The sequence below is a fragment of the Microbacterium sp. ZXT2-5 genome, assembly GCF_055329545.1.
Map to the genome: position 1 here is coordinate 2,200,727 of NZ_JBUZWD010000001.1, position 19,546 is coordinate 2,220,272.

Genomic DNA, 19,546 nt, shown 5'->3' on the forward strand with positions numbered 1-19,546 from the left:
CTTCCTGTCGTCCCGAGGGCATCGCGCGATGCGATACATTTCGGACGGATGCCGCGTGCCCGGCGCGGGAAGGATGCCCATGAGCGGTGTGGAGATCGATGCGCTGCCCGTCGGCGTCGTCCGCGTGGACCGCGACGAGCGCGTGGTGGAGGCCAACGCCTGGTTCCGTCGATGGCTGGCGGAGGAGCCCACCGGCCGGCTGCTGAGCGAGATCCTGGTCCCGGTCCCCGATTTCCTCGAGGGCGCCGGCCGCTCCTCCAGGATGATGTCGTGCCCCGAGCATCCGGAGCGCGCGGTCCTCGTCGCGCGGGCTGAGGATCGCGACGGCACGGTGCTGACGGTGATGGATGCCGCCGACCGGTACGCCTCCGGCACGCGTCTGCGGAACATGCACGGCCTCGCCGACCGGACGCAGAGCCGACTGCAGCTGATCATGGACGCGTCCATCGCCTTCGCCGCCGCGACGACGGAGGAGCGTCTCAGCCGGGTCCTCGCCGACACGGCGTCGCAGGCGTACCGCGCCGAGGAGTCCGTCGTCATGCTGTTCTCCGAGAGCGGGGTGCTGCGGCGGACGGCCGGCACGAATCCGTTCGAGCACACGATCCCCGAGTTCACGATCTCGGCACGCGTGCGGCAGATGCGCGAGGTCGTGAAGATCAGCGGTGAGGCCGACGCCGAGCGCCTTTCCCCTTCCCTCGCGGAGGCGATGCGCACGGCCGGCGTGCAGGCGGCGATCGTCGCGCCGCTGCACCTCGAGGACGTCTCGCTCGGTCTCTTCGCGTGCTTCTTCCGGCATCCGCGCGTGTTCGACGACGAGGCATCCCCTCTCGCGGAGGCCCTCGCGGGCCAGGCCGCGCAGAAGCTCGCGACGCTGAGGCTGGAGCGCCGCCTGCAGCACGCGGCGATGCACGACGACATCACCGACCTCCCCAACCGGCGCAGCCTCGAGGATCTGCCGTCGCTCGGCGACCACACGCCCGCGTCGGTGATCTTCATCGACCTGGACGGCTTCAAGGAGGTCAACGACACCCTCGGCCACGACCGTGGCGACGAGGTGCTCCGCGAGGTCGCGCGCCGGCTGCAGGAGAACCTCCGCGAGGGCGATGTCGTCGCCCGGTACGGGGGCGACGAGTTCGTCGTCGTGTGCGGGGCGGATGCCGCCGCCGCCGTCGAGATCGCCGAGAGGGTGCGCGCCGCCGTGGGGGAGGAGTACACGTTCCTGCCCGCGTCGTTGCCGATCGCCGCGAGCATCGGCGTCGCGACCGCCCGAGTGGGCGACGGCCTGCTGAACGTCGACCGCCTGATCCGGCGTGCGGACCAGGCCATGTACGCCGCGAAGAACAGCGGCGGCAATCAGGTGGCCATCGCGGACTGAGCCCGCGGTCGGCTCGTTCGGCGGGTGCGGGCTCCGGTGCGTCAGAGCGGGTGCCCTTGTGCGTCGGTGTGATCGCGCTGGGTGGAGAACTTCGAGACGAACACGAGCCAGCTGCCGTCGGACTGCTGCGCCGCCACGGCGCCGTCCTGCCAGATGCCGTTCTCCGCCCACCACGGGGATCCGGCGGGGTCGCCCTGGTTCTGGTGCACGTTGTGCATGCCCTGTATCGAGGTCGGCGCGGCGCCCTCGGGGAACGGCTCTCCCCACACGAGGGTGACCGCACCCGGGCGCAGGGTCGTCTCCAGCGCCTCCGAGGCTTCGAGATGATCGCCCGAGCGCCAGGGCCGGAGGGCCGGGATCCAGAACCACGAGCGTGCGGCCGGCACGGCGCCGCTCACGCGGAGGAGCCGCAGCAGGAACCGCCGCATCCCGACGACGCGCAGAGCCGGATGCCGGATGACGTCGATCGCACCCGTCCCGGGCGCCGACGCCAGCGCGGTGAACCCGGACGCGGGTGCCGCAGGCCACCCGAGCGCCGCCCCGCCCGCGCGGACGACCTTCCACTGCACCCCTACCGCGGAGTCCTTGCTGTCGACGTCGACGGCGACCCGGAAGTCGCGCCCGCCGCTGCGCACCCTGAGGTTGACGTGCCGCCAGCGCCCGAAGTCGTCGGGGTCGTCGCGGTGGTGCGCGACGAGGGTTCCGCTGAGGACTCCGTACTGTGTGAACGGCATGTCTCGAAGAGCCGCCCGGTGGCTGCGGTGATACCGGCGCGCCGGAGGGGCGGGCCGATCGCGTGCAAGAAGCGCCACGGGACTCGGTTATGATTGCTGGGTGCATCCGTGCCCATGCGGTCGGATGCCTGGAGACGTCGCATAGTCAGGCCTAGTGCACCACCCTGCTAAGGTGGAGTCCCCTTACGGGGACCGAGGGTTCAAATCCCTCCGTCTCCGCCACTTTTCGCCCGATCTGACGTCCTTCTGAGGCGTTTCAGGCGGTTTCCGTTCCTGTCCGGTCCTTCCGCACGCGCGCGAAGAGACTGACGCTAGCGGACCCGGTCAGGGTGTCCAGGCGGCCGGCACCAGAACCCACACGAGGTCCGCTCCTGCTTCAAGCCGACGACGGCGCCATCATTGACATCCTCAACCGCGGCTACTCCGCGCCGCGCCCGACGTTGCCAGCCGGTTGCTGCGCGGGGACGATGTCGAGGCATCGGAGTATTACTTCCGCACCGCGCCCGTGTTCCAGACCGACGCACCGGCACACCGCTCGCTGACTGAACACCAGTTCATCGGGCTGGGCCGACAGCTCGACGTCCGGACCCTCGCAATCGACATCCACCTGGTCAACTGAGGGGAACGGCGGCGCACCGCTTCGACGGGACTTTAGCCCCTCTCGCTGCCACCGCGCCGACTTAACGTTGCGCTCGTGGCAACCGCGCACGTCAGCGCTCGCTCGACGACACGGCTGACCGCCCATCGGGCGGCCCGCTTCGACTTCGGTTCCGGAACGCAGCGGCCGCAATCCGAGCATGCCCGGCAGTTGCTCCGCGATCGCGTCGCCGCCCTGACCGGCTCCACTGTCGGCAGCATCACGATCCGATTCACCGGAGCGACGATGCGGCCGGAGGCCCGCGTCAGATGAGCAGCGGACGGTCCACCTACCAGCGGATCCGTCGTCGCGAGACCCGCTCCCCCCGATCGGTGGCCGCCATCACGCTCGCCGTCGTCGTGATGGCGACGCTCGCCTGGTTGGCCGCCGAGATCGTGCTCGCGATGCTCGACCTGCCGCCCCTCCTCGTGGCACCCGCCGAGATGGCGGCTGCGCTGGTCGCCGTCACGTCGGTTCCCGGCGCGATGCTCATGGGTGCGGGGCTGTTGATCGCGCTGGTCGGAGCCGTGCTCATCGCCCTCGCCGTCGCTCCCGGTCGCAGGGGCCGGCACCTCATGGAGTCACCGCGGAGGGTCGTCGTCGACGACGACGTCATCGCATCGGCGATAGCGCGGCACGCCGCCTCGGTGGCAGGCGTAGGCCCCGACCAGGCACGCGTCACCGTCTCTCGTCGGCGGGTCGATGTGCACCTCACCCCGACGTCAGGCTTCCCCATCGACCGCGCGGCCGTGCTGAACGTGGTGGGCGACGCACTCGACTCCTACCGACTCGAGCCTGCGCTGGAGCCCCCGAGGCTGTCCGTCGCCGAGCAGGGGAGGGTGGGCGCATGAACCGCACGAATCGCGTCGCGAACCGCCTCTTTCTCCTGCTCGTCGGTCTCGTCCTGCTCGCTCTCGGCGGGACAGCGGTCGGACTTTCCGTGTTCCCGGATTTCTCCGCCGCGTGGGACCGGTGGGCGCCCGAGATCCTGGCGGACGTCGAGGCATGGTTGCAGGCGCGCACCACCGGGCAGCCGAACTGGCTCCTCGCGGGTGTCCTCGCCGTCGCGGCCCTCGTCCTGCTGATCGTCCTCCTCGCCGTTTTCGTCCTGCGGCAGGGCCGCGGACGCACCGATCGTCTCGTGACGGCTGGTTCAGGGACGGACGGCACCACAGTCGTCGACACGGCTCTCGCCGCAGATGTCCTCACCGACGCGCTGTCCAGCCAGCCGGACCTCGTCGGTTCGCACGTGTCGGCGTACCGCGTGCGCACGACGCCGATGCTCGACGTGACCGTGACATGCCGAAGGGGCGCGTCGCCGCGCGCGGTGAGCGATGTCATCGACGATTCGCTGAGCGACCTGGAGAACCTGGTCGGCGCGGAGATCCCGGCGCTTGTGCAGATTCGCGGACGCTTCTGGAGCCGCCGCCGTGGCGGCGCGTGAGGAGGGAATGAGACGGCCGAGCCCCGCGGCACCGCGGCCGCTCGATTCCCTGCAGGGCCTCCGGCCCGCGGCTGCAACCGACCGTCGCCCCGTGCCGACGCTTCTTCGTCATCGGGCGACGACCCGAGAACGTTCCGGGGGCGTCGCTACGCGGGGGCTCTCAGGGGCTCGAGGGCGGCGAGGACGAGGTCGAGGCCGAAGGTGAACTGCTCCGTCGGGTCGAAGCCGGCAGCGGCAAGCGCCGCGGCGGACTCGTTGAGGTAGGGGAACTCGTCGGGAGGAAGCTGGGGGAGGTAGACGTCCTCGGCCATGTCCGCGAGCTCATCGGCGGTGTCGAACGGCAGGCTGGAGGCCTGCAGTGCGAAGCCGTAGACATAGCTGTCGAGCAGCCAGTTGGCATGCGTGGCCATCAAGACGGAGAAGCCGGCCTTGCGCAAGCAGGCGATGACCGCTTCGTGGTGCCGGAGGTTCGCGGGCCCCGGCGACGTCCGCGACTCCATCAGGCCGATCGCCCACGGGTGGCGTGCGAGAGCCTGGCGGGCGGATACCGCCCGCCGTCTCATCGCCGATTGCCAGTCCGTCTCTTCGGACGGGAGCTCGATCTCCTCGAAGACGACGTCGGTCATGGCATCCAGCAGCTCATCCTTGTTCGCCACGTAGTGGTAGAGCGACATCGCGCCCGCCTCGAGCGCGTCGGCGAGCCGGCGCATGCTCAGCCCGTCGACTCCCTCGCGGTCGGCGAGCCGGATCGCCTCGAGCACCACCCTGTGCTTGCTCAGACCCGCGGCTGAAGCGGCCTGGCGTCGTGCTCTCGCAGGCATGGGTCTCCTCGGTCGCTCGAACGGCTTGACAATCGTACAGCGTACGCCTATCGTACAGCGTACTAGTACGGTGTACGAGACAGCGAGGGTCGCTGTTCGACCGTGAAGGAGGCATCCGTGCACGTCGAGCAGCGATCGAGGGCGGCGACGATGCGGGCCGCCGTCCAGCACCGTTACGGGCCGCCGTCCGTGCTCGAGGTGCGCGAGGTCGGGATCCCGTCGCCGGGTCGAGGCGATGTCCTCGTCCGGGTGCGCGCGGCCTCGGTGCATCCCGGCGACTACTTCGTCATGACCGGCGAGCCGTACGTGGTGCGCCTCGTGTTCGGGCTCCGCCGCCCGCGCCACGGCATCCCCGGCAGGGACCTCGCCGGCGCGGTGGCGGCGGTCGGGGAGGGCGTCACCGCTCTCCGTCCCGGCGACGAGGTGTTCGGCTGGAGCACCACGGGAACGCTCGCCGAGTATGCCTGCGTCCCGGCGGACCACCTCGTGTCGGTGCCCGCCAACGTGTCGGTCGTGGACGCGGCAGCGGTGCCCACGTCGGCACTGACGGCGTTGCAGGCGCTGCGCAGGATCGCGGACGTCCGACCGGGCCAGAAGGTGCTGGTCACCGGCGCGTCGGGTGGTGTGGGCTCCTTCGCCGTCCAGATCGCCAAGGCTCTCGGCGCCGAGGTGACGGGGGTGTGCAGCGCCGGCAACGTCGAATTGGTCCGCTCACTCGGGGCCGACCACGTCGTCGACTACACGACGACCGACTTCACCTGCGGCGAGAAGCGCTACGACGTCATCCTCGACAACGTGGAAGCCCAGCCGCTGGCGGCTGTCCGCCGAGCGCTGACGTCGACCGGGGTCCTCATTCCCAACAGCGGGCGCGGTGGCCGGTGGCTCGGCCCCCTCCTCCGGATCGTCAGAGCGCGCCTGCTCTCGCTGTTCACCCGTCAGCGACTGAGGCCTTTCACGTCGGTCGAGAAGCGTGAGGACCTGCTCGCCCTGGCTGACCTGATCGCGACCGGGCAGGTCATGCCTGTCCTGGATCGCACCTACCCTCTCGACGACGCAGCCGGTGCCCTCCGCCACGTGGCGTCCGGCCACACCCGAGGGAAGGTCGTCGTCACCGTCTGACGACCGAGCCGACCCGAACGACCCACCTGTGCGTCTGCACGCTCCCACCTGCCGCCAGTCCGGCGGACGGACCGCCCCTCTCGAAAGAAGGAACGATGACCATCCGAATGACAACCGCGAACCTGCTCGACGCCCCGCCGGTCCCCGTGCGAGCCAAGCTCGCCGCCGCGTGGACCAGCTTCATGTTCCTGTACGTCTACGTCGACATCCTCAACTTCTACAAACCCGGCGTCGTCGACGGCATCCTGAACGGCCTCGTCTGGAGGTTCGAGGTCAGCTCGGCATTGCTGACCGTCATGCTTGCGTCCGTGGCCATCCCGGCCGTGATGGTGATGCTCTCCATGACGCTGCCCGCCCGGGTGAGCCGCCCCGTGAACCTCGTCGCGGCATCGCTCTACATCCCCTATTCGGTGTTCAACGCTGCAGGGGCCACCTGGGAGTGGACCTTCTTCTACGGCCTCTCCATCGGAATCGAGGTGCTGCTGCTGGCCTTCATCCTGCGCTCCGCCTGGACCTGGCCTCGGATTCCCGCCGTACCGGCCGGTCCTGCGACGACCGACCTCCGACAGGGAGTTCGCCCGTAGGTATCCGTCTTCGTCGCGGTCCTGCCAGGCGGCTTGAGCGCCGAGGGATGCGGACGATTACCCTCGAGTTGAGGAGGTGGGATCTCGATGATCGCTCTCGCGCAGCATCTTCGTCGCAGTCCGTCCGGGCTCGGCCGTTCTGTGCTGCTGCTCATCGCCCTCACTGCCGCCCTCATCGCCGGGCTGCTGGCGATGCACACCCTGCATGCGCCCACCGCCCACGCCGAGCCTGCCGCGGTTGTGTCGGTGCTGGAATCCGGCGCGGGCCACGGCCACGACATGCCACAGACCGATACCGGCTGCGCGGACTGCGGCGGGCACGACGCCATGCTCGCAATGGCGTGCGTGCTCGCCCTGCTCGTCGTGTCGCTCCTCTTCGTCTTGCCTCGCGCGGGCCTCAGCTGGACTGCCGGGCTCGGTCGGGCCGGGCCCCGCCTTTTCGTCGGCCGGACTGCGCGGTGCCGGCCACCGTCTCTTCTCGTTCTCTGCATCAGTCGTACGTGACGGCAACTCGCCGACCTTCGTGGAGGTCAGCACGCTTCCGCGCTCGATCAGACGATCCTGCGCGCCACACAGACGACTGAGGAGAAAACAAGTGAAGAACCGTGCCGCGGCGACCGCCGCGATCACCCTGACCGCCCTGCTCGCTCTCGCCGGGTGCACCGGCACCGCCGGGAACGGCGGGATGGACAACATGCCCGGAATGGGCTCATCGGCATCCCCTGCCGCCGACGTGAACAACGCCGACATGCAGTTCACGATGATGATGATCCCGCACCACGAACAGGCCGTCGAGATGGCCGACATGATCCTCGCGAAAGACGGCATCGACGAGCGCGTCATCACCCTGGCCGAGCAGATCAAGGCCGCCCAGGGCCCCGAGATCGAGCTGATGGAGTCGTGGCTCGATGACTGGGGCACCCCTATGGGGGACATGGACGGAATGGACCACGGGGGGATGATGTCGGGCACCGACATGCAGGCCCTCGAGGACGCCACCGGAGTGGAGGCATCCCGCCTCTTCCTGGAGCAGATGATCGTCCACCACGAGGGCGCCATCGACATGGCGCAGGCCGAGGTCGACAACGGTGAGAACGCCGATGTGATCGCCCTCGCAGAGGACATCATCGCCTCGCAGACCGCCGAGATCACCACGATGGAGGACATTCTGACGACACTGTGATCCTCAGGGGCCGGCTGCGCCCGGTAGCCGGCCCCTGACGACAGATCCCACCAGCGCGGGACGTTCGACCCAACGGGATAGTGCCGTCCCGGCGCACCATGAAGGCAAGGACCGACCACCTGGTCGGGCATGAGGGGCAGTCGGCTCATGATGTACGGAAATGGCTTCGGGTGGGGCTGGATGTGGTTCGGCGGCGTCATGCTGCTGCTCATCTTGGCGGCACTCATCATCTTGATCATCCGTGCCGGGACGTCGGGCTCGTCCCCGCGCCGGGAGCAGTGGACGCCGTCGGCGAACACGGCCCGTCAGATCGCAGAAGAACGCCTTGCGCGTGGCGAGATCACCCCGGACGAGTTCCGGCAGATCTCACGTGCGCTGGATGAACGGACCTGACACCGCCCGTCCGATCCGGCTACGGTGACAGCGTGAAATCTCCGACGCGAGTCCGCGCTGTCTTCGGTGCCGCTGGGTCGGTGGCCGTCCGCTGCGGGTGTTCCACCACATGCGGGGGAACACGATGAGGCCGCTTCGATATGCGATCAACGTCACGCTCGACGGCTGCTGCCACCACGAGGCCGGGCTCGCCCCCGACGAGGAGTCGATGCGCTACTGGACGGCGGAGATCGAACGAGCCGACGCCCTCCTCTTCGGCCGGGTGACCTACGAGATGATGCGGTCCGCGTGGCGGCGGCCGGCGACGGGCACCTGGCCTGACTGGATGAGGGAATGGGAGACCCCGTTCGCCGAGGCCATCGACCCGGCGAAGAAGTACGTCGTGTCGAGCACGCTGCGAGACGTCGACTGGAACGCCGAACTCCTGCAAGGCGACCTGGGACAGGCCGTTCAGCGGCTGAAGCAGGAGCCGGGCGAAGGCCTGTTCGTGGGCGGTGTCACGCTTCCGCTCGCATTGGCCGACCTGGGGCTGATCGACGAGTATCTGTTCGTGGTGCAGCCCATCGTCGCCGGACACGGGCCGACGCTGCTCGCCGGCCTTCGCGAGCGCCTCCAGCTCGAGCTCGTGGAACGCCGCGATTTCCGGTCCGGCGCGGTCGCCCAGCGGTACCGGCATCTGGGAGCTGTCGCACGCTGAGGACGGCCCTCTTCTCACGCCGTCCAACGGTGAAGCGCAAGCCCCATCGATGCGTCACTCCTGCCGTGAAGCAGGTTCTTGACGTCCCCCCTCGCTGCCCCAGCCCGCGAGCTGGGTGCCGTCGTCGACGGCGACAGCATCCGCCGACAGGCCTGCGGGAGTGCCCGTACTCTGCGTGGTCCGGAACGCGATCGACTCCGCGAGGGTCTCGACAGCCGCTGCCCGGTCATGCTCGCTCGATGCGGCTTCCTGCAGCAGCATCGCGGCTGCTTCCTGCTTCTGGTGGAGCATCGTGCTGATCCCAGCGAGCATGTCCGCGATGACGCCGGCGAGCCCGTCGCGCAGCTCTTCGAGGTTCGTGTTCTCGATCACCAGGCGACGGTCGGCGACGGTCAGTTCCACCGTCGGATACCCGGCGTTCGCGAGATGGTCGCGCGTCCCGGTCCCCAGGATCTCTCTCACTTCGTCCTTCTCGGGTCGGCGAGTGAATACCGCCTCGACCGTGTAACGGTCCGGGGCGTCGTCTGTCATCAGCTCAGCAGGCAACGAACCCACCAGCACCGATCCCAGGCCCAGCGTCGCGGCATCCGCACCGCTCGTTCGTGTCTGTGTGTCCATAACCGGACGTTACGCCCCCAACATGTACGCCTCACAGGTTCGGCCGCACGGCCGAGCCGTTCGAAGAGGGACTCGTGCCCCCGCAGCGAGAAGGGGCCTATCCGTGCCTAGGTGGGGTCGCTAGCATGAGGAAATGCTGACGGCGATCATCATCCTCCTGGTCGTGTGGGCGGTCCTCGCGGTCGTGGGATTCGCTCTCGAAGGGCTTCTCTGGCTCGGCATCATCGGCGCCATCCTCTTCGTGGGAACGCTGATCTTCGGCTTCGTGCGCCGAGCGGCCGGCCGCCGCGGCAAGGGCGCCTGACGCCGGCTCGAGATACCGGTGTCGTCGACCGTCGCCGGGCAGAGCGGTTCGACCTTCCGCAGGGCTCGTCGGCCGACGCGGGACCAAAGGCCCGGATGCGCGCCGCTGGCCAGTCGAGACTGGTGTCAGGCACGCCGGCGAGCGAAGGCTCGGGGGTGACGCTGGTGCCGTACGGCAGGTGATGCAGGAGGCGACGATGACCGCGAGAGCCCGGACGATCACGTCGATCGCGCTCGCAGTGGTCGCGGCGGTGATCATGGTGTTCGGCCTGATCGATCCGTTAGAGGGTGGCCTTGCCCTGCTGGCCGCCACCGCCCTGCTGGTCGTCACGCGGCTGGTCTCACGGGTCCCCCTTCCGAAGCTGACCTGGATCCCGCTGCTCACCGCGATCGTGCTCGGCGTGACGACGCTCGCGCTCGCCATCTTCGCCTCGCGACCCGAGGCCGTGGACGGCAGAGTGGCGAACCCGCTGGGCGGCGGGGTCCTCGTACTCCTGTGGGGCTATCGGCTCGCAGTCCTCGTCGCGATCGTCGGCATGGTGGTGTATCTCGTCCGCCTCATCCGCGCGGTCCGCTCGCCGCTCGATGCGCAGACGGCGCCGGCTGAGCGTCCGGGCGATCGGCCCTGAAGAGAACCATCCCATGAGGCGGCCGCACCACGCGGGCGCGAAGGAGGCATGATGCATGCAGTAGTGGTGTTCGAGACGCTCTGGGGCAACACGGAGCAGCTCGCCCGCGAGATCGCCGCCGGCCTCGGGCTCGAATCCACGGACGTGGTCGACGCCGTCTCGGCCCCGGCGGTGCTCGAGGGCGACGTCGACCTCCTCGTGGTGGGCGGCCCGACGCACGCGTTCTCGATGTCGACGGAGAAGACGAGGGAGTCGGCGCAGCAGCAGGGGGCGGAGAACATCCCGCCCCGAGGCATCCGTGAATGGATCGCATCGCTGGCCTCGCCCGATCGCGACATCCCGGTCGCGACGTTCGACACCCGCGTCACCAGCCCGCGCCTGCCGGGATCGGCCGCGAAGAAGGCGATGAAGCGCCTCGTCGCACTCGGCTTCCGGCCCGCGGCCAAACCGCAGACGTTCGGCGTGCACGGCTACTCGGGGCCGGTCGCCGACGGCGAGCTCGAGCGGGCCCGCCGGTGGGGCGAGGAGCTCGCGGCCGCGTTGTAACGGGAGGTCCGCGAAACGGTCGTCGTTACGCGGAGCGCGACCCCTCGACGCGTCACTCGTGCTCGGGCAGGAGCGGTGTCGACCACCCGGGATCACGCCCCAGCTGGGTCGCTCGCGAGACCGAGCCCGCGCCGAAGCGGGTGCGCACCGCATCCAGTGCGACGTCGAGACGAGCGCCGTCGTCCCAGTCGATCGGCAGTTCCGGGGGGATGCTGTCGGCCCGGCCGAGCTGAGACAGCGAGACGCCGATCAGGGTGATGCCGCGCTCGTCGATCTCGGGCTGCGACCCGGCGAGCAGCGCTCGAGCCACGGCGAGGAGCACCGCGGTGCGGTCGGTGGGGGCGCGGACGGTGTGGGAGCGGGTGGCCTTCGCGAAGTCGCCGTACCGGAGGCGCAGCACCACCGTGCGGCAGACCCGGTCGCCGTCGCGGAGACGGCGGGCGAGCCGGTCGACGATCTGACTGAGGATCACGTCGAGCTCCTCGGCCGTGCGCGGGCGGCTCCCGAGCGCGCGCTGGGAGCCGATGGACCCGCGACGCCGCGTGGTGTCGACGGGTCGTGGATCGCGCAGTCTCGCCAGCGCGTGCAGATGCGAACCCGCCGCCCTCCCGAGCAGCCGCTCGGCGGTCGACGCCTCCAGATCGGCCAGCTCTCCGACGGTGTGGATGCCCAGGCCGTGCAGCTTCGCAGCCGTCGCGGCCCCGACCCCCCAGAGCCGCTCGACCGGGAGGGGGAGGAGGAACGCCTGCTCCTGCTCGGGCTCGACGACCAGCAGGCCGTCGGGCTTGCTGACGGCGCTGGCCACTTTGGCGAGGAACTTGGTCCTCGCCACGCCGACGGAGATCGCGAGCCCCACCTCGGCGCGCACCCGCTGGCGCAGCCGCACGGCGATCTGCTCGGGGGTGCCGGCCAGCCGGCGCAGCCCGCCCACTTCGAGGAACGCCTCGTCGATGGACAGGCCCTCCACGAGGGGGGTCGTATCGCGGAAGATCGCGAAGACCGCCTTGCTCGCGGCGGAGTAGGCGTCCATCCGCGGCGGGACCACCACCGCATCCGGGCAGAGGTCGCGGGCCTGGCGGCCGCCCATCGCGGTGCGCACGCCCCGCGCCTTGGCCTCATAGCTCGCGGCGAGCACCACCCCGCCGCCGACGATGACCGGTCGGCCGCGGAGGGCGGGCGCGTCGCGCTGCTCGACCGACGCGTAGAAGGCGTCGAGATCGGCGTGCAGCACGGTCGCCTCGCCCCTCATGCCGCCTCCCGCCGCTCACCCCGTCGTGCGAATCGTCGCACCGACCGCGGACACCGGGTGCGCGGTTCAGGTGGTGTGGTCGTCCGCCGACGCCCGGTAGCGGTCGGGCTCGGGAGTCCGCCGGAACCACCGCCCGCTGATCTGCGTCGGAGTGATGCGCACCCAGCGGTACTTGAGGGTCGGGATCCACGGCCGCAGCGGCAGCGCGTCGGCGTCATCGATGTCGCGCTGGCGGTCGAGGCGCTCCGCCACGCCTTTGACGATCACGCTCGCTGCGAACGTGTCGTCGTACTCGTCCACCTCGAAGGCGACGCGAGGGCTCACTGCGAGGGTCGCCAGCTTCGAGCCCGGCGCGGTCCGGAAGAGGATCCGCGACCCGTCCACGACGTAGTTCACGGGGAAGATGTCGGGCTCGCCGTCGGCGTCCAAGGCCAGACGGCCGAGCTCGCGTCGCGCGAGCAGGTTCCAGCACCGCTCCTCGCTGAGTGTCACGACCGCATCGTTCGTGTCCTGCATGACGCCATCACCGCCGATACTCGTCCGCCCGTTCGCTTCCTTTGTACTCGCTCCGCGCGGAGATGTCGCTAGCGGATGCCGCGTCGAACCTCGCGCGCGGCTTACTGGGTGGAACGGGCTTTGCCCGCCGCGACGGGCCCCGCCTAGATTCGCACCAGCCCCGGGCGGACGGCGTCTCGCGCACCCGAGGAATCTGCAGCAACGATCAAAGGAGATCACATGAAATCGCTCATACGCTCCGGAGTCGCTCTCGTCGCCGCGGCTGCGCTCGGCGCGGGCATGGTCGTCGGATCGGCCGCCCTGAGCAGCAAGGACAACGGGAACGGGCTCGGCGGCCAGCCCGCGACCGCGAGCCAGATCTACCTCGACGAGATCAAGGACTACGGCGTGTGCCGCGGCGTCGACCCGGAGTGCTACAACGAGTGGGGCAACGGCTGGAAGGAGGGTGAGCAGAAGCGCATCCTGATCTGGAGCCGCACCGCCGGACCTCGTCACGCGCACCTCGGAACCGCGCTCGGCCCGGGGATGAACCCGCCGCTCAACGCCAACAACGTCGCGCAGTCGGCGCTGAAGGCGTGGGCGGAGGAGCGCGGGATCGCCGTGGACTACACCGAGGATCTGGCCAGCTTCACCCGCCTGAACAATTACCAGGCCGTCGTCTTCCTGAGCTCGAACCGCGACACGCTCGATGACACGGCGCAGACCAACCTGATGCAGTACCTCCGCGGCGGCGGCGGCTTCGTCGGGATCCACAACGCCTTCGGCGCCGAGTACCACTGGGAGCACTACGAGGGCCTCCTCGGCGGTGCGAACTTCTACAACCACGGCCCGAACCGCGAAGGGACGGTCGAGACCGTCAACAACCGGGACGTCTCGACGTCGTTCATGCCCGAGACGTGGGGGTTCAAGGACGAGTGGTACAACCTGACGCCGTACCCGAGCTTCGTCAACGTCCTCCTCGAGGTGGACCAGGCCACGAGCGAGGCCACGGTGGCCGGCCACGGTGAGCACCACCCGGTGAGCTGGTGCCAGTACTACGACGGCGGCCGCTCGTGGCTGACCACGCTGGGACACGACGTCGCCGCCTGGACGGATGCGCCGCTCACGGGCGACGACTTCTTCCAGCAGCACGTGGTGGAGGGCCTGGAGAGCGTCATGGGGATCAAGCCGTTCTGCACGGCCTGACACCCGCGGAGCCCCTCGAAGAGTGATTCCACAAGGGGCCCGAACCCGCCGGCCGCGGCGGGTTCGGGCCCCTCCGCCGTGCACCGACGGTTCTGCGCGGGCGCTGTTCCACTGGGCGGGACCATCGCGGGGTGAGGGCCCGGTTTGCTTGCCGGGGCTTCGGAACTGGACGGATACTGCCCACATGCGATCCGCCCACAGAGACGAGCCGGTCTCCGTGCTCGACCGGATCCTCGCCATCCTCGAGACCGTCCGGGAGTCCAACGGCTCGACCACCATCACCCAGCTCGCCGTCGCCACCGGCATCCCCAAGTCCACCGTCTCGCGCCTCGTCGCCGATCTCGTGCGCCAGCGGTACCTCACCCGCGGAGAGGACGGCGTGGTCATCGGGCTCCGGCTCTTCGAGCTCGGGGCGCGCGCCAGCACCCCGCGCCGGCTGAGTCTGGCCGCCCTTCCCGTGCTCGCCGAGCTGTCCCATGCCACAGGTGAGCACCTCAACGTCGCCGTTCAGGAGGGATGCCAGATGCTCTCTGTGATCTCCGTCCGCGGCCGGCTGCGGCCGGTGCCGTCCCGGGCGGGGGTTCGGGTGCCGTCGGCGACGACGGCCCTCGGCAAGGCGGTGCTCGCGTTCACGGCCGACGGCGCCGTCATCGACGCGGTGATGGCGGGCTCCGACCGGTACGAGCGCGGCAGGCTCGAGCAGGAGCTGGCGGCGGTCCGCTCGGACGGGGTCGCCGTGGACCGCTGCGAGACCTTCCCGGGCGTGGTGGGCGTGGCCAGCCCCATCCTCTCGCCCGAGCGTCTGCCGGTCGCCGCGATCTCCGTCGCGGGTCCGGTGAGCGACATGGATCCGAAGCGGATCGCGCCGCTCGTGCGCCACGCGGCGCTCGCGCTCACGCACAGGCTGGCGTCGCAGGTGGCCTGAGCATGGCAGCGGATGCCTCCACCGACGCGCTCGGCGTGCTCGACCGGATGACGGCCATCCTGGACGCCTTCGACGAGGATGACCGTGGCCTGGGGCTGTCGGAGCTGGCGACGCGCGCGGGCCTGCCGAAGTCGACGGTGTCGCGCCTCGTCGCGACGCTCGTGCGACAGCGGTACCTCGAGCGGGATGGGCGGCGGATCCACCTGGGGCTGCGGCTGTTCGAGCTCGGCCAGCTCGCGGAGGAGCCCCGCGAGCTGCGGATCGCCGCCCTGCCGGTGATGGCAGGGCTGCGCAATGCGACGGGGGAGAACGTCCTCCTGGCGATCCGCGACGGCGGGCAGATGGTGTGCCTCGCCGCGATGCGCGGGCGTGCCGGAACCCCGCTCGCGATCCGGACCGGCGGACGGTTCCCGGTGGCCGCCACTGCCCTCGGCAAGGCGGTGCTCGCACACGCGGAGCCGGAAGACGTCGATGCCGCCCTCGGGCCGGCGCCGACGGCATCCGCCTCCGCCACCGTCATGGATCCCACGCAGATCCGGCGCCAGCTCGCCTCGATCCGCGAAGGGCGGCCGGCCGTCGAGCTGGAGGAGTCCACGGCGGGCGTCTGGGCGGTGGCGAGCCCGGTCTTCGCACCGGACGGGGCGGTGGCGGCGGCCATCGGCGTGTCGGGCGCGGCAGACGCCTTCGACCTCGACCGGGCCGCGGAGGCGGTGGACGCCGCAGCCCTGTCCCTGTCGCGCCGCATCGCGCAGGCCGCTCGCGGGGGGTGAGCGGTCCGGCCTCGTCCGCGCGCGGCGATCCGCGTGGCTCAGGGCTGCGGGCGGGCGGCTCCGCGATCGGTCATCGTCGCGACCACCAGATCGCCGATGAGGCGCCGGTGGGAGTCCTGCAGGGATGGATCGAGCATGTCGCGCCCGAAGATGGCGGCGAAGGTGTGACGGTTGGCGACGTGGAAGCAGGCATAGGCGCTGATGATCATGTGCACGTCCACCGCGTCCACGTCATCTCGGAAGGAGCCGTCCTGCACGCCCCGCTCGATGACCTCCTGCAACAGGGTGATGGCAGTGGCGTTCTCGCGGAGGATCGTCTGGGACTGGCGGACGTGCTCCGCCCGGTGGATGTTCTCGATGCTCACCAGCTGGATGAACGCCTCGTGCGTCGTGTGGTGGTGGTACGTGGCCTCGGCGACCGTGCGCAGGGCGTCGGCGGGGGAGAGCTTCTCGATGTTGATTCCGCGCTCGACCCGCCGGATCTGGGCGTACACGCGCTCGAGGACGGCGAGGTACAGCCCCTCCTTCGAGCCGAAGTAGTAGTAGATCATGCGCTTGGTCGTGCGGGTCCGCGCCGCAATCTCGTCGACGCGGGCGCCCGCGTATCCGTTCGCCGCGAACTCGGCGGTGGCCACCTCGAGGATGTCGTCCTGCGTCCGGGCGGCGCGCTCGGTCGTCCCGCCGTCGCGCAGCTCGCTCGCCTCGTCTCTCATCGCGGGCTCCCTCCAGCGCTGGAGTCCTCCTCAGCGCTGATGAGCGCACGGAAGTGTCGCTCCATCCGTTCCCGATCGGGCGCCACGCCCGTGATGATTCGGAGACTAGCGCACGCCTGACCCACGGCCATCCGTCCGCCGTCGAGCACGGCATGGCCGCGCTCGCGCGCTCGCCGGATGAGCTCGGTCTCGAGCGGCCGGTACACGACGTCCGACACCCAGGCGCCCGGCTGCAGCAGCCCGACGTCGAAGGCGACGCCCGGGTGGTGGAGCATGCCGAGCGGGGTCGCGTGGACGACGCCGTCGGCCTGCGCGATGATCCCGGGGAGGTCGTCCGGCATGGCGGTGGCGACGGTCTGCGAGGGGAAGTGGGCGCGCATGCGCGCGGCGAGGTCGTCGGCGCGGGCGGGGTCGGCATCGAAGAGGTCGAGTCTCGACGTGCCGTGGGAGAGCAGCGCGTAGGCCGTCGCCGCGCCGGCGCCGCCGCAGCCGATCTGCACAACGCGGTCGAACGCCACGCCGGGGAGACCGGCGTCCAGGCCCTCCCGGAAGCCCATCCAGTCCGTGTTGTAGCCGACGAGGCCGCCCTCGTCGAAAACGACGAGATTCACCGCCTGCAGGTGCGCGGCATCCGCGTCGAGTTCGTCGACGAGGTCGACGACGAGCTGCTTGCAGGGATGGGTGATGTTCATGGCGGTGAACCCGGCCGACCGCGCATCGGCGAGGAGGTCGCCGACGTCGGTGGCCGGCCGTCCCAGGGCGATGAGGTCGAGGATGCGGTACTCGTAGTCCAGTCCGAGCGCGGCCGCCTCCGCCTCGTGCATCGGGGGAGTGAGGGATGCCGCGATCCCCTCGCCTATCAGGCCGACGAGGTAGCGCCCCCGAGGCGGGTGGGGCGACGATCCGGGGCGAGGTGTCTGATCGGTCACGTCGCGTCGGGGATCTCGAAGTCGACCGTGGCGAGCGAGGCCTTGACCGGCGCGGAGATGCGCAGCACTTCCTCGTGGGCGGGATGACGTGTGTACGCAGCGAGCCCGTCCAGGTCGTCGAAGTCCGCGACGATCGCGAGCTCGTGCGACGCCGGACCCGCGAGCACGTCTTCGCCGACGCTCATGCTGCGCAGCTCGGGGATCTGCGCGGGCAGCGCCCGCAGGAGCGATATCCAGTGGCGGCGCTCCTCCGCGGTGAACGCGGAGACGAACCGGAACACGGCGACGTGCCGGATCATCGGGCGGCCTCCTCTCGGGCCGCGCGCCGATGCTGATACTGGGCGGCGAGGCGGACCGGGGCGTTGAGCGCGCCGTACCCGGCGTACCCCTCGCGCCGTTCGACGACTTCGAGGAACACCGTGCCGACCGGCTGCGTGTAGAAGTGCAGGAACTCACCGGAGTCGTCCCGGTCGTACATCACGTTCAGCTCCCGGAGGTCGGCGAGCAGCCCGGGCTCGATCAGGTAGCGCGCCTCGATGTCGTCGTAGTAGTTCGCGGGGATGTCCAGCGGCGCGAACCCGCGGTCGCGCGCGGCCCGCGCCAGCGCGAGCACATCGCTGCTCGCGAAGGCGATGTGCTGGGGCAGGATAGCGTCGTCGCGGGCGCCCGACGGCACGAGGTTGAGGGCGATCCGCACGATGCCGTCGGCGCTGCGCAGCACCTGACTGCGCACGAGCCCCACCGGTGCGGCGACCTCGACGGATGCCTCGGCGTGCAGGTCCAGCACCGAGAGGAAGAAGAGCACGGCCGCATCGAAGTGCTGCCACGGCTGGGCGAGGTTGATGTGGTCCACCCGTTCGATGAGTCCCGCATCGGGGTCCGAGGGGCGCCCGAACTCGCCGACCCAGCGAGGTTCGCCGCCGCCGTCCGCGCCGAAGAACACCTCCGACCCGTCCGGGGTGCGCACCCCCACGAGCGGCTCCTCGCCTGCACCCTCCTGTCGCGGCACGTCGGGCGCGAACAGGTCCTCGGCGCGACGCACGGCCGTGGCGGGGTCGCTCACCGAGAAGCCGATGCCGGCGACGGTCGGCTGCCGGTGATCGGTGTCGGGCGCTCCGAGCACGACCCGCGCGGCACCCTGCGACCACAGCTCCACGGCCTTGCTGCGGTGCGCGCCGTGCGAGCGGAAGCCCAGCTGCCCGAGCAGGCGCCGCAGCTCGGGCAGCTCGGTCGTCCTGAGCTCGACGTAGTTGACGTCGGCGGGGGACGCGACGCCCGGCAGCCGGCTCGTCCGCATGCGGGCGGCGCCGCCGCCCGCGCCCGAGCCCAGCGCCGCCGCCGCCTCGTGCTCGAGCCAGCGCAGCGAGCGGCGCCCGTCGATCGCCGTGGCGAGGGCGTCGGTCTGGCGGAACGTGTCGTTGAAGATCTCGAGCGAGACCGGGCCGTCGTAGCCGGTGCGGATGAGGTGCGCCATGAAGGCGCCGAGATCGAAGCCGCCCTCGCCGGGGAAGACGCGGTGGTGCCGGCTCCAGGAGAGCACGTCCATCGTGAGAAGCGGCGCGTCAGCCATCTGCACGAAGAAGATCTTCTCGGCGGGGATGGTTTCGATGGCCTCGGGGCTGTGCCCCTTCGACAGGATGTGGAAGCTGTCCAGGCAGAGCCCGATGGCGGGATGGTCGGCGATGCGCACGATGCGCGCCGCGGTCTCGTAGCTGTCGACGAACCGGCCCCAGGCGAGCGCCTCGTACGCGACCCGGACGCCGAAGCCCTGCGCCAGATCGCCGAGCTGCCGCAGCTGCGCCGCCGCCAGCTGCTCGTCGCCGCTGCGAGCGGTCGCGACGTTGCTGCACAGCAGGATCGTGTCGATCCCCAGGCGGTTCATGAGGCCGAACTTCGCGGCGGCGCGGCGCAGGTTGCGCTCGAGGAGCTCGGGACCCACACCTTCGAAATCGCGGAACGGCTGATACAGGTCGAGGGTCAATCCGAGCTCGTCCGCCCGCGCCTGGATCTCCTCCGGGGACCGGGGGGAGGCGACCAGGTCGGGCTCGAAGATCTCCACTCCGTCGAAGCCCGCGGCCTGCGCTGCGACGAGCTTCTCATCGAGGGTGCCACTCAGGCAGACCGTGGCGATCGAGGTGCGCATGGCGCCTTTCTGGAGCACCGACGCTGGTGCCCG

At 70.4% G+C, this 19,546-nt stretch carries 26 protein-coding genes and 1 tRNA gene; 18 read left to right on the forward strand and 9 right to left on the reverse strand.

Annotated elements, in window-relative coordinates; genetic code table 11:
• Positions 1-79 precede the first annotated feature (79 nt).
• Positions 80-1,375, forward strand: coding sequence for a GGDEF domain-containing protein (locus ACZBH1_RS09545; RefSeq protein ID WP_463646241.1), 1,296 nt, complete (start codon positions 80-82; stop codon positions 1,373-1,375).
• A gap of 41 nt (positions 1,376-1,416) precedes the next feature.
• Here ACZBH1_RS09545 and ACZBH1_RS09550 read toward each other — a convergent pair whose 3' ends face one another.
• Positions 1,417-2,109 carry a DUF2278 family protein gene (locus ACZBH1_RS09550; RefSeq protein ID WP_463646242.1) on the reverse strand — a complete coding sequence of 231 codons (693 nt, stop codon included), beginning with the start codon at positions 2,107-2,109 and terminating at the stop codon, positions 1,417-1,419.
• Between the two features lie 130 nt (positions 2,110-2,239).
• Between ACZBH1_RS09550 and ACZBH1_RS09555 the strand changes: the two genes are divergently transcribed.
• The 5 genes from ACZBH1_RS09555 (at position 2,240) to ACZBH1_RS09575 (ending at position 4,190) form a co-directional block, all read left to right on the forward strand.
• Positions 2,240-2,331: transfer RNA gene (locus ACZBH1_RS09555), tRNA-Ser, on the forward strand.
• A gap of 229 nt (positions 2,332-2,560) precedes the next feature.
• On the forward strand, positions 2,561-2,728 hold the full coding sequence (locus ACZBH1_RS09560) for a DUF3237 family protein (protein ID WP_463646243.1): 168 nt from the start codon (positions 2,561-2,563) through the stop codon (positions 2,726-2,728).
• A 75-nt stretch (positions 2,729-2,803) separates the two neighbouring features.
• Positions 2,804-3,019 (forward strand): hypothetical protein, encoded by a 216-nt coding sequence (locus ACZBH1_RS09565; RefSeq protein ID WP_463646244.1) that lies wholly within the window; start codon positions 2,804-2,806, stop codon positions 3,017-3,019.
• Complete coding sequence (locus ACZBH1_RS09570; protein ID WP_463646245.1) at positions 3,016-3,597, forward strand: DUF6286 domain-containing protein; 582 nt, start codon at positions 3,016-3,018, stop codon at positions 3,595-3,597. The genes ACZBH1_RS09565 and ACZBH1_RS09570 overlap by 4 nt, the downstream gene beginning before the upstream one ends.
• Positions 3,594-4,190, forward strand: coding sequence for a hypothetical protein (locus tag ACZBH1_RS09575; RefSeq protein ID WP_463646246.1), 597 nt, complete (start codon positions 3,594-3,596; stop codon positions 4,188-4,190). The genes ACZBH1_RS09570 and ACZBH1_RS09575 overlap by 4 nt, the downstream gene beginning before the upstream one ends.
• Positions 4,191-4,336: 146 nt before the next feature.
• Here the strand turns inward: ACZBH1_RS09575 and ACZBH1_RS09580 are convergent, their stop codons facing one another.
• Positions 4,337-5,011, reverse strand: a complete 675-nt coding sequence (locus ACZBH1_RS09580) for a TetR/AcrR family transcriptional regulator (RefSeq protein ID WP_378885156.1) — start codon at positions 5,009-5,011, stop codon at positions 4,337-4,339.
• A gap of 117 nt (positions 5,012-5,128) precedes the next feature.
• Here ACZBH1_RS09580 and ACZBH1_RS09585 point away from each other — a divergent pair, with 117 nt between their 5' ends.
• The 6 genes from ACZBH1_RS09585 to ACZBH1_RS09610 all read left to right on the forward strand — a co-directional run bounded on the left by ACZBH1_RS09585 (position 5,129) and on the right by ACZBH1_RS09610 (position 8,987).
• On the forward strand, positions 5,129-6,130 hold the full coding sequence (locus ACZBH1_RS09585) for an NAD(P)-dependent alcohol dehydrogenase (RefSeq protein WP_378885154.1): 1,002 nt from the start codon (positions 5,129-5,131) through the stop codon (positions 6,128-6,130).
• Between the two features lie 95 nt (positions 6,131-6,225).
• Positions 6,226-6,714 (forward strand): DUF6326 family protein, encoded by a 489-nt coding sequence (locus ACZBH1_RS09590; RefSeq protein ID WP_463646247.1) that lies wholly within the window; start codon positions 6,226-6,228, stop codon positions 6,712-6,714.
• Between the two features lie 87 nt (positions 6,715-6,801).
• Positions 6,802-7,218: a DUF6153 family protein gene (locus tag ACZBH1_RS09595; RefSeq protein ID WP_378885148.1), complete on the forward strand. Its 417-nt coding sequence runs from the start codon at positions 6,802-6,804 to the stop codon at positions 7,216-7,218.
• A 91-nt stretch (positions 7,219-7,309) separates the two neighbouring features.
• Positions 7,310-7,897 (forward strand): DUF305 domain-containing protein, encoded by a 588-nt coding sequence (locus ACZBH1_RS09600; RefSeq protein WP_463646248.1) that lies wholly within the window; start codon positions 7,310-7,312, stop codon positions 7,895-7,897.
• Positions 7,898-8,095: 198 nt separating this feature from the next.
• A complete protein-coding gene (locus ACZBH1_RS09605; RefSeq protein WP_336394605.1) occupies positions 8,096-8,290 on the forward strand; it encodes an SHOCT domain-containing protein in 195 nt (64 codons plus the stop codon).
• A gap of 124 nt (positions 8,291-8,414) precedes the next feature.
• Positions 8,415-8,987: a dihydrofolate reductase family protein gene (locus ACZBH1_RS09610; RefSeq protein ID WP_463646249.1), complete on the forward strand. Its 573-nt coding sequence runs from the start codon at positions 8,415-8,417 to the stop codon at positions 8,985-8,987.
• 54 nt (positions 8,988-9,041) lie between these two features.
• On the opposite strand, the gene ACZBH1_RS09615 is transcribed toward ACZBH1_RS09610, so the two are convergent.
• Positions 9,042-9,605 carry a hypothetical protein gene (locus ACZBH1_RS09615; protein ID WP_378885095.1) on the reverse strand — a complete coding sequence of 188 codons (564 nt, stop codon included), beginning with the start codon at positions 9,603-9,605 and terminating at the stop codon, positions 9,042-9,044.
• A 133-nt stretch (positions 9,606-9,738) separates the two neighbouring features.
• On the opposite strand from ACZBH1_RS09615, the gene ACZBH1_RS09620 reads away from it, so the two are divergent.
• From ACZBH1_RS09620 to ACZBH1_RS09630, 3 genes are all read left to right on the forward strand, one after another.
• Positions 9,739-9,909, forward strand: a complete 171-nt coding sequence (locus tag ACZBH1_RS09620; protein ID WP_336394624.1) for a hypothetical protein — start codon at positions 9,739-9,741, stop codon at positions 9,907-9,909.
• A gap of 196 nt (positions 9,910-10,105) precedes the next feature.
• Complete coding sequence (locus tag ACZBH1_RS09625) at positions 10,106-10,537, forward strand: hypothetical protein (RefSeq protein WP_463646250.1); 432 nt, start codon at positions 10,106-10,108, stop codon at positions 10,535-10,537.
• Positions 10,538-10,585: 48 nt separating this feature from the next.
• On the forward strand, positions 10,586-11,083 hold the full coding sequence (locus ACZBH1_RS09630; protein WP_463646251.1) for a flavodoxin family protein: 498 nt from the start codon (positions 10,586-10,588) through the stop codon (positions 11,081-11,083).
• A gap of 52 nt (positions 11,084-11,135) precedes the next feature.
• On the opposite strand, the gene dinB is transcribed toward ACZBH1_RS09630, so the two are convergent.
• Entirely contained in the window at positions 11,136-12,332 is a 1,197-nt protein-coding gene (gene dinB / locus ACZBH1_RS09635; protein WP_463646252.1) for a DNA polymerase IV, read from the reverse strand.
• A 66-nt stretch (positions 12,333-12,398) separates the two neighbouring features.
• On the reverse strand, positions 12,399-12,824 hold the full coding sequence (locus ACZBH1_RS09640; RefSeq protein WP_336394627.1) for a pyridoxamine 5'-phosphate oxidase family protein: 426 nt from the start codon (positions 12,822-12,824) through the stop codon (positions 12,399-12,401).
• A 243-nt stretch (positions 12,825-13,067) separates the two neighbouring features.
• Here ACZBH1_RS09640 and ACZBH1_RS09645 point away from each other — a divergent pair, with 243 nt between their 5' ends.
• The 3 genes from ACZBH1_RS09645 (at position 13,068) to ACZBH1_RS09655 (ending at position 15,728) form a co-directional block, all read left to right on the forward strand.
• Positions 13,068-14,033, forward strand: coding sequence for a ThuA domain-containing protein (locus ACZBH1_RS09645; RefSeq protein ID WP_336394628.1), 966 nt, complete (start codon positions 13,068-13,070; stop codon positions 14,031-14,033).
• Between the two features lie 184 nt (positions 14,034-14,217).
• Positions 14,218-14,958, forward strand: a complete 741-nt coding sequence (locus ACZBH1_RS09650) for an IclR family transcriptional regulator (protein ID WP_463646253.1) — start codon at positions 14,218-14,220, stop codon at positions 14,956-14,958.
• A 2-nt stretch (positions 14,959-14,960) separates the two neighbouring features.
• Positions 14,961-15,728, forward strand: a complete 768-nt coding sequence (locus ACZBH1_RS09655) for an IclR family transcriptional regulator (protein WP_378885360.1) — start codon at positions 14,961-14,963, stop codon at positions 15,726-15,728.
• 38 nt (positions 15,729-15,766) lie between these two features.
• On the opposite strand, the gene ACZBH1_RS09660 is transcribed toward ACZBH1_RS09655, so the two are convergent.
• The 4 genes from ACZBH1_RS09660 to ACZBH1_RS09675 are packed head-to-tail and all read right to left on the reverse strand — an operon-like array spanning position 15,767 to position 19,513.
• Positions 15,767-16,441, reverse strand: coding sequence for a TetR family transcriptional regulator (locus ACZBH1_RS09660; protein WP_378885363.1), 675 nt, complete (start codon positions 16,439-16,441; stop codon positions 15,767-15,769).
• The gene (locus tag ACZBH1_RS09665; protein ID WP_378885366.1) at positions 16,438-17,370 is read right to left on the reverse strand and encodes a shikimate dehydrogenase; all 933 of its coding nucleotides are present in this window, start codon (positions 17,368-17,370) and stop codon (positions 16,438-16,440) included. Before ACZBH1_RS09665 ends, ACZBH1_RS09660 begins: the two co-directional genes overlap by 4 nt.
• The gene (locus ACZBH1_RS09670; RefSeq protein ID WP_463646254.1) at positions 17,367-17,669 is read right to left on the reverse strand and encodes a Dabb family protein; all 303 of its coding nucleotides are present in this window, start codon (positions 17,667-17,669) and stop codon (positions 17,367-17,369) included. Before ACZBH1_RS09670 ends, ACZBH1_RS09665 begins: the two co-directional genes overlap by 4 nt.
• The gene (locus tag ACZBH1_RS09675; protein ID WP_463646255.1) at positions 17,666-19,513 is read right to left on the reverse strand and encodes a bifunctional sugar phosphate isomerase/epimerase/4-hydroxyphenylpyruvate dioxygenase family protein; all 1,848 of its coding nucleotides are present in this window, start codon (positions 19,511-19,513) and stop codon (positions 17,666-17,668) included. The genes ACZBH1_RS09670 and ACZBH1_RS09675 overlap by 4 nt, the downstream gene beginning before the upstream one ends.
• Positions 19,514-19,546 lie beyond the last annotated feature (33 nt).

Coding starts and splice junctions, on each gene's coding strand:
- ACZBH1_RS09545 (WP_463646241.1), top strand. CDS start 80: ATGAGCGGTGTGGAGATCGATGCGCTGCCCGTCGGCGTCGTCCGCGTG.
- ACZBH1_RS09550 (WP_463646242.1), bottom strand. CDS start 2,109: ATGCCGTTCACACAGTACGGAGTCCTCAGCGGAACCCTCGTCGCGCAC.
- ACZBH1_RS09570 (WP_463646245.1), top strand. CDS start 3,016: ATGAGCAGCGGACGGTCCACCTACCAGCGGATCCGTCGTCGCGAGACC.
- ACZBH1_RS09575 (WP_463646246.1), top strand. CDS start 3,594: ATGAACCGCACGAATCGCGTCGCGAACCGCCTCTTTCTCCTGCTCGTC.
- ACZBH1_RS09580 (WP_378885156.1), bottom strand. CDS start 5,011: ATGCCTGCGAGAGCACGACGCCAGGCCGCTTCAGCCGCGGGTCTGAGC.
- ACZBH1_RS09590 (WP_463646247.1), top strand. CDS start 6,226: ATGACCATCCGAATGACAACCGCGAACCTGCTCGACGCCCCGCCGGTC.
- ACZBH1_RS09595 (WP_378885148.1), top strand. CDS start 6,802: ATGATCGCTCTCGCGCAGCATCTTCGTCGCAGTCCGTCCGGGCTCGGC.
- ACZBH1_RS09605 (WP_336394605.1), top strand. CDS start 8,096: ATGCTGCTGCTCATCTTGGCGGCACTCATCATCTTGATCATCCGTGCC.
- ACZBH1_RS09610 (WP_463646249.1), top strand. CDS start 8,415: ATGAGGCCGCTTCGATATGCGATCAACGTCACGCTCGACGGCTGCTGC.
- ACZBH1_RS09615 (WP_378885095.1), bottom strand. CDS start 9,605: ATGGACACACAGACACGAACGAGCGGTGCGGATGCCGCGACGCTGGGC.
- ACZBH1_RS09620 (WP_336394624.1), top strand. CDS start 9,739: ATGCTGACGGCGATCATCATCCTCCTGGTCGTGTGGGCGGTCCTCGCG.
- ACZBH1_RS09625 (WP_463646250.1), top strand. CDS start 10,106: ATGACCGCGAGAGCCCGGACGATCACGTCGATCGCGCTCGCAGTGGTC.
- ACZBH1_RS09630 (WP_463646251.1), top strand. CDS start 10,586: ATGATGCATGCAGTAGTGGTGTTCGAGACGCTCTGGGGCAACACGGAG.
- dinB (WP_463646252.1), bottom strand. CDS start 12,332: ATGAGGGGCGAGGCGACCGTGCTGCACGCCGATCTCGACGCCTTCTAC.
- ACZBH1_RS09645 (WP_336394628.1), top strand. CDS start 13,068: ATGAAATCGCTCATACGCTCCGGAGTCGCTCTCGTCGCCGCGGCTGCG.
- ACZBH1_RS09650 (WP_463646253.1), top strand. CDS start 14,218: ATGCGATCCGCCCACAGAGACGAGCCGGTCTCCGTGCTCGACCGGATC.
- ACZBH1_RS09655 (WP_378885360.1), top strand. CDS start 14,961: ATGGCAGCGGATGCCTCCACCGACGCGCTCGGCGTGCTCGACCGGATG.
- ACZBH1_RS09660 (WP_378885363.1), bottom strand. CDS start 16,441: ATGAGAGACGAGGCGAGCGAGCTGCGCGACGGCGGGACGACCGAGCGC.
- ACZBH1_RS09670 (WP_463646254.1), bottom strand. CDS start 17,669: ATGATCCGGCACGTCGCCGTGTTCCGGTTCGTCTCCGCGTTCACCGCG.
- ACZBH1_RS09675 (WP_463646255.1), bottom strand. CDS start 19,513: ATGCGCACCTCGATCGCCACGGTCTGCCTGAGTGGCACCCTCGATGAG.